11 protein-coding genes and 1 pseudogene are annotated in these 12039 nt (G+C 27.3%); 10 read left to right on the plus strand and 2 right to left on the minus strand.

Annotation, left to right across the window (positions count from 1 at the left end):
• Nucleotides 1-330: 330 nt before the first annotated feature.
• On the minus strand, nt 331-894 hold the full coding sequence (locus tag BR69_RS0104175; protein ID WP_027632068.1) for a chromate transporter: 564 nt from the start codon (nt 892-894) through the stop codon (nt 331-333).
• A complete protein-coding gene (locus tag BR69_RS0104180) occupies nt 887-1465 on the minus strand; it encodes a chromate transporter (protein ID WP_027632069.1) in 579 nt (192 codons plus the stop codon). Before BR69_RS0104180 ends, BR69_RS0104175 begins: the two co-directional genes overlap by 8 nt.
• Before the next feature lie 127 nt (nt 1466-1592).
• Between BR69_RS0104180 and BR69_RS0104185 the strand changes: the two genes are divergently transcribed.
• The 10 genes and pseudogenes from BR69_RS0104185 (at nt 1593) to BR69_RS0104225 (ending at nt 11760) form a co-directional block, all read left to right on the plus strand.
• Nucleotides 1593-2477, plus strand: coding sequence for a LysR family transcriptional regulator (locus BR69_RS0104185; RefSeq protein WP_027632070.1), 885 nt, complete (start codon nt 1593-1595; stop codon nt 2475-2477).
• A 423-nt stretch (nt 2478-2900) separates the two neighbouring features.
• Nucleotides 2901-3047, plus strand: coding sequence for a dTDP-4-dehydrorhamnose 3,5-epimerase family protein (locus BR69_RS21405; protein WP_207640752.1), 147 nt, complete (start codon nt 2901-2903; stop codon nt 3045-3047).
• Nucleotides 3048-3263: 216 nt separating this feature from the next.
• Nucleotides 3264-4151: a TlyA family RNA methyltransferase gene (locus BR69_RS19875; protein ID WP_051623483.1), complete on the plus strand. Its 888-nt coding sequence runs from the start codon at nt 3264-3266 to the stop codon at nt 4149-4151.
• A gap of 176 nt (nt 4152-4327) precedes the next feature.
• Nucleotides 4328-4735 (plus strand): annotated as a pseudogene (locus tag BR69_RS19880) (GTP pyrophosphokinase); the annotation flags it as partial.
• A 1157-nt stretch (nt 4736-5892) separates the two neighbouring features.
• The gene (locus tag BR69_RS0104205) at nt 5893-6432 is read left to right on the plus strand and encodes a GNAT family N-acetyltransferase (protein ID WP_027632071.1); all 540 of its coding nucleotides are present in this window, start codon (nt 5893-5895) and stop codon (nt 6430-6432) included.
• Between the two features lie 231 nt (nt 6433-6663).
• On the plus strand, nt 6664-6795 hold the full coding sequence (locus BR69_RS22260; protein WP_278246079.1) for a hypothetical protein: 132 nt from the start codon (nt 6664-6666) through the stop codon (nt 6793-6795).
• Between the two features lie 175 nt (nt 6796-6970).
• Nucleotides 6971-8434, plus strand: a complete 1464-nt coding sequence (locus tag BR69_RS0104210) for a UDP-N-acetylmuramoyl-L-alanyl-D-glutamate--2,6-diaminopimelate ligase (RefSeq protein WP_027632072.1) — start codon at nt 6971-6973, stop codon at nt 8432-8434.
• 87 nt (nt 8435-8521) lie between these two features.
• A complete protein-coding gene (locus tag BR69_RS0104215) occupies nt 8522-9772 on the plus strand; it encodes a nuclear transport factor 2 family protein (protein ID WP_027632073.1) in 1251 nt (416 codons plus the stop codon).
• 91 nt (nt 9773-9863) lie between these two features.
• Nucleotides 9864-10706, plus strand: a complete 843-nt coding sequence (locus BR69_RS0104220; protein WP_084315246.1) for a GNAT family N-acetyltransferase — start codon at nt 9864-9866, stop codon at nt 10704-10706.
• A 409-nt stretch (nt 10707-11115) separates the two neighbouring features.
• Nucleotides 11116-11760 (plus strand): hypothetical protein, encoded by a 645-nt coding sequence (locus BR69_RS0104225; protein ID WP_027632075.1) that lies wholly within the window; start codon nt 11116-11118, stop codon nt 11758-11760.
• The last annotated feature ends 279 nt before the right edge of the window (nt 11761-12039 follow it).

A 12039-nucleotide genomic window follows, 5' to 3' on the forward strand; every position in this document is an offset into this window, starting at 1 on the left:
GTGGACTATGGAATAATCCTTAGTCTACTTTTTTTATGTTAATTAAAAGAAATCGAAAATCTACTATGTATGAAGATGGTATATATTAGATGTAGTTTTATAATGGAAAGCAGATTAAAATAAATTCATATAAGAGAATATCTTATATGTCCTAAAGATTTTGCAAAGTTTCTAGGATTTCTGATACAGAGATTTATTCAGTTTTGAAAAATAAACATAGTAGATATATAGAAACAGTTTTAAGGATAACTGAAAAATTTAATAAGGATATTAAAAAATTATGATATTTAGGATAATATTATAATTTTTAATTTTATTACTTTATAATATTTATTGATAAAAAATTAAACCTGTAATACCTGTTAATATAATAATAAATATTGGATTGAGTTTGAATTTTTTCAATCCAAATAGAGATATTGTAAATATAATTATAGCAGTCATATTTAAACTAATATTATTCATATTTATTGATGGTGAACCACAAAAAGCAATCAAAAGAATAGTTGATGCTGAAGATGCAATTAGTCCAACGGAGGAAGAACGTAATCCCTTTAAAACATTTAAAATGCTATCTGTATTTTTATACTTATTAAAGAATTTGTATAAAAGAATGGAAAGAATGAATCCAGATAGAACACATCCTAATGTAGATATTATTGCTCCCAATATCCCAGCAATGCGTATTCCAACGAAGGTTGAGGTGTTAACAGCTAGTGGACCTGGTGTCATTTGAGAGATTGTAATAATATCAGTGAATTCTTGTAAAGTAAGCCAATGATGATAATTAACTACTTGCTCCTCTATTAATGGTATTGTGGCATAACCACCCCCTATACTAAATAAACCAATTTTTAAAAAGCTTAATAGTAAGGCGATTATAGGTTTAGTCATATCTAGAATCCTCCTTGCTATTTTTAAAATAAATTTGTACTAAACATAGAAATGAACAGAAAAGAACAATTAAAATAACATTAATATTTAAAAAGAAACTAGCTAAGAATGAAGCTGGAATTATTAACGTCAGCAATAAGTTTTTTTCAGCTAAAATTCCTTTGCTCATATCAACTACTAAATCTACGATAATAGCAGCCATACCTGCTTCCATTCCTTTAAGTATTGAAGAAATAACTGTATTATCTCTAAACACACTATAAAAAGAAGATATAATAGATAAAATAAACAGGGGAGGAAGAATTGTTCCAATACAACTAATAACAGCACCTATAAATCCAGCAAGACGATAACCTATTAATACTGAAATATTAACTGCAATTGCGCCAGGGGCTGATTGGGAAATTGCCGCCATATCTAATAATTCATCATTACTAATTAGATTTAAATTATTAACAAAATACTTCCTCATCATAGGTATAACAATATATCCACCCCCAAAGGTAAAGGAGCTTATAGAAAACATTATTCTAAATAGGGAGAAATAAAGTTTTAATTTTTTTAATTTCATAATAATAAAACTCTCCTAAATATATAAGTTAAGAACTTTCTTTAATTATATATTATGGTAAGATTATAAGTAAAATAGTATAATATTATAATTAATATAACTATTTAGTAATGAAAGGGGAATTTATGTGAAGTTAAGGCATCTACGTATTTTTAAAATTGTATGTGAAGAGGAGACTATTACTAAGGCATCTGAAAAGTTATTTATGACACAGCCCGCAGTTTCTAATGCAATAAGTGAGTTAGAAGATTATTTAGGTATATGTCTATTTGATAGAATTTCAAGAAGGCTTTATTTAAATGAAACTGGCAAACTATTTTTAGAAAAAACAATAAAGTTATTAGATTTATATGATGATTTAGAAAAAAACACTAAAGAATTAGAGATGAATGCAACTATTAAAATTGGTTCAAGCATAACAATTGCTAATTTTTTATTACCAAAAGTAATAGAAAAATTTGAAACAGTTCATAAAAATACTCCAACAAAAATTATAATTGATAATGCTAGAGAGGTTGAAGAGAAGTTAATTAATAATGAAATTGATTTAGCTTTGCTTGAAGGAGTTATTTATAATGATCAATTAATAAAAATTCCCTTTTCATCATATAGATTAATAGCCATTTGTTCTCCTAAACATAAATTTGCTTTACAAAAGTCTATAACTGTTAGTGATTTAATAAAAGAAAAACTACTATTAAGAGAAGAAGGTAGTGCAATTCGTGATACTTTTGATAGTGCTTTATTGTTACATAATATATCTGTAGAGCCCAAATGGATAAGTGTTAATTCTCAGGCTTTAATTCGAGCAGTAGAGCAAAATCTTGGAGTAAGTATATTGCCTAAAATATTGGTAGAAGATGAAATAAGTAAAGGAAAGATTTTAGAGGTATGCATTTGTGATCTGGAATTAAGTAATATCAATCAAATTGCTTTTCATAAAGATAAACTTCAAACAAAAACTTTTAAGTCATTAGTTGAAATAATAAAAAATGAAGCAGAAAAATTTTAATTTTAACTCCAAAAGAGAATAATGATTTATATACAAATTACTTTAAATAAGAGTTCTAATACCACATATTAGGTGAAAACTAATTTGTAAAATTACTTGAATAATGTAAAATTATGTATTAATATTAAAAATATACAGAATATTAAGAATTAAGAAATGTATAGAATACAATAAGTTCAATGATGAAAGAAATATGATATGGGGATTTATAGAAAGACATTTTTTGAAAATTTCTCATATTAATGAAGAAATTTTAAATGAATTATGTTATCTGAGAATAGATTCTAGTACTATTTTTAAAGTGTCAAGTGGCAAATAAAAAAAGATAATTAATATATTTGCAGGTATTTTGTAAATCATTCTAAGACGGCATGATGTTGTGAGATGAAATTATAAAAATTGATTTAATGTATGGAGGGGAAAATGGGACAATTCAAGTTTGAAAAATGTATGGATATAGAAGGACTTTATACAATAGAACCTAAAATATTTTCAGATGAGAGAGGCTATAATTTAGAGACCTATAATTATAAAGATTTTAAAGAAGCGAAATTCAAGTATAACAGTTAGCAATATATTAGCTAATATAAGAGGATGTTCATAATGGATACACTTTTATAAATAAGTAGGGTGGAATTAAATCTATAATAATATATTTTTTATGGGGTTATATTGAGTGTGATTCAGTGAGTATATAAGAAATTTTGCAACCATTGATATATAAAGAGTAAATGAAAGTTACTGTAAATAAATTTATAGTAACAAGTAATGAGGGGGATTCTTTTTATGAAAAAACAGAAAAAATGTTTATTGATAGACAAACTTATTCAAGATGGATGGTTTGAAAATGAACATGAAGCTATGCCTTGGGTTATGGCTAGACAAGTTCTAGTTAATGATCAACCAGCTAAGAGTTGCAAAGAAAAAATAGCAATTGATAGCATCATAAGAGTACGAAAATATTATAAGAAAACCTATGTTAATAAAGGGGGATTCAAATTAGAAGGTGCTATTAAAGACTTTGGTATTGATGTGAAAAATAAGATTGCTTTAGATTGTGGAGCTTCTACGGGTGGATTTACAGATTTCTTAATAAGTAATGGAGCAGCAAATGTATATGCTGTGGATGTTGGGTATGGACAATTAGCTGGAAAACTAGCTATTAATCCGAAAATAGTGAATTTAGAAAGAACAAATTTAAGTGACCCATCACTTTGTATGTTAGATCCTATACCGGAGATTATAACCTTAGATTTGTCATACTTGTCCTTAGCTAAAGCTTTACCTATATGTAAAAATATATTTAGGGAGAGACCAGGAATTGTAATTTGTTTAGTAAAACCTCTTTTTGAAGTCGAATCTTCAATGATTCGAAGAACTGGAAAAATTAATGACAAGGTTGTTTTTTATGATGTACTTAAGTCTTTATGTAATAATTTTATAGAGCAAAATCTATCCATATTAGGAATTACAAATAGCCCTATTACTGGTAATAATGGTACTTTAGAGTACTTTATTGAAGTAGAATTGAATGGAGAAGGTACACCTATCCTTGCTAATAATATAGATAAATGTATAGAAAATACAATTGACAGGTCTTTTCAAATTGATAAATTCAAAAAAGATAATTTTCAAATTGATAATTTAAATCAAAATGAGGAGGTTGTTGTTTAGTGCAATTATTATTTACAAAATTTCTATAATTAAGACTTTAAAAAAGGTTTTCATTTTTGTGAGTAGATAGATATTTTAGTATATCAGTATCCTGTTATATGAAAACGTCTATCTACTTAAAATTAATAGCCATGGTGTAGTGTAATCAAAATGATGTTATAACAGGAGGTGTTAATATTATTGAAAAAGCCATACTCATAGCAACAAATGCCCATCAAGGGCAAACTGATAAAGCTGGTGAACCTTATATATTGCACCCATTACGATTAATGTTTTCAAGAATAAATGAAACCGAGAGAATATGTGCAGTGCTTCATGATGTAATTGAAGATACAGATATTACATTAGATTACTTAAGAGATGAAGGGTTCTCAGAAGAAATATTATCTGCTTTAGATGCCTTAACAAGAAGAAAGGATGAAAGTTATGGCAGAATCATTAATAATAAAATAGCTTCTTATATTAAGTTGGCTGATTTGTGTGATAATATGGCTTTATCAAGAATTAAAAATCCTACAAAGAAAGATTATGAAAGAATAGAAAAATACCGTAAAGCGGCAGATAGAATACTTGATGCTCTTGAAGAAGAGGGGGATAGGGAGTTTATTAAAACTAGAGAAATTGAAATAAATGGTTGTGTATCAGTTCCAGAAAGTTGTTCAGAGGATGAATTCTCAAATAAGTTTATTGATTTTCTTGAGAGGAATTATTGGTCATTTGGTGGTGACATAAGACATATGGAATAAAGTTCTAGACCAATATAAGAAATCTTCCTTCAGATGGTGTTTTTTCTACTATCTGAAAATTAGATGAGTTAATTTAATTTTTAAAGAACTTTTAAGAACAAAGTTTCCTTTTACAGTTTATTGGGAATATCCCTATCCTAGTAATGCTAATAAACATTGTGATCTTGCCCTATTAAGGGAAGATGGAACTTTAGAGGCGTTAATTGAATTTAAAATATGGATAAGAGACGATGATAAGCATATTAAAAATGATGTTTTAAAACTTCAAAAGGAGCATGGATGTAAAAAATATATATTTATAATAGGCTATGGTGGATATATAGATGAAAATCATAAGTATCTAATTAGAGATGATGCTCCTTTAAAATTAGTAAATAAAAAAAGTATTAAGACTAGATTTTTTAAGACTGCTCTAAATACTGTGGAAGATAATGAATTGAATTTATTTATGTATGAAGTGCTGTAGTTATTATTTTTAATAATAATTTTGTAAGGTAAAAAAAGCTAAGTATTTGGATAATAAATATGATGAAGAACATAAATAAAAAAGTTAGGTTAATTAATCTAGCTTTTTTATTTTGGAATTTTATAAAATATTCAATAATCTTGAATTAGTATATTTTGATTAGTTTTTACAAAAATATACCATAAGTGATGAAGAAGATGAAAGAGAATTTATGAAATCCTCTATTAAATTTAAGTTAGATAAAAAGTAGGGAAGCACATATGAAAATTTTCTTTAAAACAGTAACTATGTCAACTAAAAACAACTTCAAAGGAAGAGAATAGAATAATCTCTATTTTTTAATTTATTAAAGTATTATATGGATAAAATAAAAAAATGGAAAAAGGTAATAAAGTATCACTTATAGATTCTAATGAGAAATAGGAAGAAATTTCTTGTGGAACCGTTGCTATTGGATTAAACATGAAATATAATTAAAGAAACACATAAAAGGAAAATAATCCTAGTAGATGCAAGGAGGAGAAAGGGAATGAACGTATGTTTTGAAGAGTTTAAAGATGAAATTGATGAACTTATAGATTTTCTCACATCAGATACTTGGGAGTTTTTTGGAACACCTAACCCTAAGCCAGAAAGGATTAGAGCTAGCTACGAAAACCAATATTATACTGGAGATGACTGCAAAACATTTTGGGTTATTTTAGATGATAGTAAAAAAGCGGGGATGATAAGGATCTATGATTTACAAGATGGTGATCCTTTGTTTGATTTAAGAATTTTAAGCAAGTACAAAGGCATTGGAATTGGGACAAGTGCTGTCAATTGGTTAGTCTCCTATATATTCAATAATTTTTCTGATAAAGAAAGAATAGAAGCTAATACAAGGCAAGATAATTATGCTATGAGATGTGTATTTTATAAGTGTGGTTTTGCTAAAGAAGCACACCATAGAAAGGCATGGGTTGGTAATGATGGAATAGCATATGATGCAATTGGCTATGGTATTATAAAAGAAGATTGGCAGAATGGAAAAATAACTCAAGTAAATTGGAGTGACTTTAAGTATTAAATCTATTCATATTTAATGAAAGATAAAGTACTTATAAGAATATATGATTATGATTTTTTAAGGTGTAAAGAAATCCTTTTCCGTAGTTGGATTTCTTTAATAATTATTTTGTTGGCATGAGAGTCATGATGTGATTCCATGCCTTAATTTAAATATAATGAACAACAAATTACCTGTAAAAAACACTCTAGAAAAAGTGTGGAATTTTTCTTATAACTTGTATTAAATTTTATGTACAAATTGACTATTAAAGAAACTATGAAATATGATGATGCTGTTATGTATTCAATAAGAAGAAAAAGTTTAATTCCATTTGAAAAAGAAAAAATTAATAGCTCAGATAATGATTATTTAGCAGATTAAAAATTTATTGTAAATACTAATGAAGGATAAATGACTGGTTTAGTTAATGTTATACTACAAAGATTTATGCAAACCAAATAGAGAAGAATCTATTAATAGATTTAGAAAGATTTTAAACAGACTCTAGTAGCTATTTCTTGATGAAATTTATATATCTAAGTAGGGAGAATTTATAATGAAGCTAAATAAAATTTTAGAAAATATTGAATATGAAGTAGTACAGGGAAATATGGATATAGATATAAAAGATATTTCCTATGATTGCCGAAGAGTAAAATGTGGAACCCTTTTCGTTTGCATCCTTGGACTTAAAATGGATGGACATGATTATATAATGGATGCAGTTTCTAATGGGGCTTTAGCAGTAGTTATTCAAAATGACGTGAGTAACTTACCTAAGAATACTACTGTTATACGTGTAAGTGATATAAGAACTTCGCTACCTATAATATCCAGTACCTTTTATGAAGATCCATCCAGAAGTATGGATCTGATAGGTATTACTGGAACTAATGGAAAGACTTCAGTTGCATTTATTATATCATCCATACTTGAATCAGCTCAACGAAAAACAGGGCTAATAGGCACAATTGAAAATAGAATCGGCAATAAGGTACTTGATGTTATAAGGACAACTCCTACCACACCAGAATCACTTGAACTACAGCTTTTGTTAAAGAAAATGAAAGATGAAAATGTAAGTGATGTTGTTATGGAAGTCTCTTCTATGGCACTAGAACTGCATAGGGTGGAGGGTTTAGACTTTGAAGTAGGTGTATTTACAAATTTATCACAAGATCATCTTGATGATCACAAAACATTTGAAAATTATAAAAATGCAAAAATGAAATTGTTCAAAATGTGTAAGAATGCAATTATTAATATAGATGACAGTACTGCCAATGAAATAATTAAGAATTGCAATTGTAATGTTATAACTTATGGTATAGAAAACAAAGCAGACATTATAGCTAAAGATATTAAGATATCTTCAAATGGAGTTACATTTACAATTAACTTTAAAGAAAATGAATATATAGTGAATTTAAAAATACCTGGTAAATTTAGTGTTTACAATGCCCTGTCAGCAGTTGCTGCATGTCATTGTTTAGGGCTTTCAATAGAGCAGATTGTAGAAGGATTAGAACAAATTCATGGAGTAAAAGGTAGATTTCAAACCATACAGGCTGAGTTAGGATACTCTGTAATAATTGATTATGCACATACTCCTAATGCTATTGAAAACGTATTAAACACAATAATAGAATTCAAGAAGAGCAAAGTTATTACTGTATTTGGCTGTGGAGGAAATCGAGATAATACCAAGAGACCAATCATGGGAGAAATTGCTGGGAAGCTTTCAGACTTCTGCATCATAACTTCAGATAATCCAAGAAATGAAGAACCAGCTCAAATTATTAAGGATGTGGAAGATGGAATAAAAAAGACAGGGTGTTCTTATACAGTGGTTGAAGATCGAAAAGAAGCCATACTCTTTGCCTTAGAAAATGCTCAAAATAAGGATGTTATTTTGATTGCTGGAAAGGGACATGAGAATTATCAAATAATAAAGGATAAAGTAATTCCCTTTGATGATGCCCAAATAGTAAGCCAATATCTTGAACAAATAAGGATGTAAATATTGTTACTTAAAACTTTCTGGGGATTATGAGTTAAAGCTAAAAGTAAACTACTAAAATAAAGTTTAAGCTTGGGGTGAATATTAATGAGTAAATTTGGAATACAATATCCGGGTGAATCTTTAGAAACTTTTTTAAAACAGAATTCATGTATTGATAATACATTAGAGGACTCTAAGGATATTAGAGATATACTTAGAAGATTCCGGCAAGGATACAGTGAAAGAAATTTGGAAAATGTTGATTCTTTTACAGAAGAACTCTTCATAAATAGTGATGATATATCAGTTTTGGGAACATCAACTGGAGAAATACTTTTAGGATTTCATGAAGTAAAGCAGTTAATTAGAGGGGATTGGGAATACTGGGGTGACTTAAATATAGATTGTGAAAATCCACATATATCAATTGACAATAATGTTGCTTGGTTTTCAACTAAGGGCTCTGTGAAATATAACTTTGAGCATACACCAGAAAGATATGATAGATATGTTGATTATATAAAAACAAATGCGGAAGATAATGAACTTACACCAAAACAAAGAATAACATTTATCAATTGGGTATTAACCTTAAACTATCATCAACGTGATGAACAATCTAGAGAATATTTTTGGCCAATGGGTTTAAGTGGAATGCTTTTAAAAGAAGAGAATAGTTGGAAAATTGCTCATCTTCAATTTTCAATGGCAAAGTCTAACTTCCCTGATGAACGTTTTGAAAATTCAAAAGACTATATGGATAGTTACAATGAACAGAGAAGTATAAGTAAAAAATATAAAAATAATAAAGCTACAGAAGACATAATAGAATTTTTGAAAAGCTTCCAAGAGGATTTTAGAGAAAAGAAAAATATATCAGATATACTAATTAGAAAATATTTTAATGAAAATAATAATCCATATGTTATTGGACCAGAAAATAAATGGTATGAAGGGGTTGAACATATTAAAAAATTCTTTATTGATAGTGATATGGACAATCTTTATCTAGATATAGAAAATACTATTGCATGTAAATTAGGGGATATTACTTGGATTACAACTATAGGTACTTTAAAACATAAATTCACAGAGGAGGAGCTTATTAATCGCTCTCTACAGGAGTTAGATAATTTATTTAAATCTAATCTTTCATCAAAAGAAAAGTTATTTGCAGCACAAAGAAGTGTAGCATATGTATTAAAGGAATGTGCTACAGGGGTAAATTATACATGTCCTATAAGAATGACAGCTATAATCTCAAATCATGTAAATTCACCAAAATTCAATTATATACACTTTTCTTTCCCATTCTATTGGATATTTGAGGGTAAAATAGATGGTATTTTACAATAGTAATTAATGAAACTATGTGATAAAGAGTTGTAAAGTGTTAAATATTTTATAATATATAGATTTACAAAAAGGAATTAGACATGGAGGAATTATGATGTATACAATTAAGGATAGTAAAAAAAAGAATATTATAGAGGCTTATGATAAAGAGGGTAAGTGTGTAGGGGAGGCTGTGATTTGGCCTTCTATAGCTTCAGATATACATGAAGGGCCTAGAATAAATATTTATATTGACATTGATATTAATGATATTGAAGATAGAGATGAACTAAAAGATCAGATGTTTGATGAAGTAATGAAGCGTTCACAAACCATAAGAGACAAGTATAAAGAAACAGAGGCATATAAAGATTTTTCAGTAAAAGTATATCATTGCTGTTTTTCAGATAATAAAGAAAATATTGATTATTATTCTTCTAAAGAAGGCTTTAAAAATGATGAGGGTATGTATGTAATCAAGAAAGAATTGACAAAGGAAAAGCTAGAAACTAAAGAGATTAAAGGTATTGATTTTTGCAAACTTAAATTTGAAGATGAACATGAGATGGCGGAGCTAGTAGAGAAACAAAATAAAGTATTTACTAAAGGATATTCAATAGAAGATTTAAAAGACCTAAAAAGTAAGAATCAATGGTTTAGTATAGCAGCTAAGCATGAAGAAGAAATTGTAGGTAATATTGTTTTAGTAGTAAAAGAAAGTGAATCAAAGGTTAAATATGGTTGGGTAGATGACTTATTTGTTTCAAAAGAGTGGAGGAAATTAGGTATTGGTGAAAAATTACTTCTTAAAGCCTTTGAAGAGTTATTGACTTTAAATATTAAAGAATCAAGATTGGAAGTATGGAGCGATAACAAAAGAGCATTATCAGTTTATAAGAGTGTAGGATATGAATTCTATAAACAAACAGAATGTTCAATAGGAATATTTCTTTAAGGTTTAGTCATATAAAAGCTAAGTAAATAAATTATTAGCTAAAGTCTCCAAGATTGATAAACCTAATTTTGAACAAACACTTAAGTTTGACAATAAAGAAATTTTAGTAAAAATGAAGAAGAAATAATAGTTTAAGATATTTTTTAAATAAAAATATCTTTTTATAAATTTCAAATAGAATTAAAAACATTAAAAAGAATATGATTTATATAATAAATCAGTATATTGGTATTTTATATTAAAACTAGAAAAAGACAGTCTAATGAGTAAATAGGTAGACTGTCTTTTTTATTTGGATATATCTACAGTAAATATGCTGATAATTATAATAAATATTAAGAATTTCTATAACAAAAGTGTAGGAGAGCATGTTATTATTATAAATGGTTTATTATATGGAGGGGTGATTATGAAGGCAAAATTTATAGGTTCTGTAGCAATAGCTTTACTTATGTTAATTAACACAATAAGAATATCGTTAAACTTTTTAGGGGTTGAGCTAACAATATGTTTGATTATTATTTTAATACCACTTTATTATTACTGGTTCAAAAGTGAAAAGAAAGTTAAAAAAGATGTAGAAGTATTTAATAAGAATAAAATAACTATGACCTCAAGAGATTTTGTTTTCTTGCCGATACTTTTAGCTATAACATTTTTCTTTATAGGACTTCGTCTACTAGATACAGAAGTAAAGATTTTAGGCATTTTGTTAATAATCTACTGTATTGTGCTTTTGGGAATAACTCTTCGTTACTGGAAAGTAGATAAAAGAAAAATTAAAGAAAATGTGGTAGTGGTAAATGTTGATAAAAGAGATTTATATGCAAAACACCTGTATTTCGGATTAATAGCTTTAGTTATATCAGTTAGTATAATATATAGTCAATTAAATTTTTTAAGCCCTAGTTTGAAACTCTTGTTTAGTTTACTTTTAGCTTTAACTTTTTGTTATTGGATTCTAAAAAAAAGAGAAGGTAAAAAAGCTCAAAATGTTGATAATAAATATGATGAAGAACAGAGAAATAAATATAAAATAAAAAGGCTAGATTAATTAATCTAGCTTTTTTATTTTGGAGTTTTATAAAATCTCCAATGGCTTTCAATTATAAGAGTTTGAGATATTTTTACAAGAATACACTATAAGGTACGGTGATGAAATAAAATTTATGAAACCAGCTAGTAAATGGAATCTAGGTGAAGAGTATGGAATGATATGTAAAAAAACTTTAAAATATTGATGATGTTAGCTAAAAACAACTTCAAAAGGAAAGTACAAAGACAACAATTTATAATTATATTATTGTACAGTTAAACATCAGTATATAAAGCA

This window comes from Clostridium hydrogeniformans DSM 21757 (assembly GCF_000686705.1).
Taxonomy (GTDB): Bacteria; Bacillota; Clostridia; order Clostridiales; family Clostridiaceae; genus Clostridium_Z; species Clostridium_Z hydrogeniformans.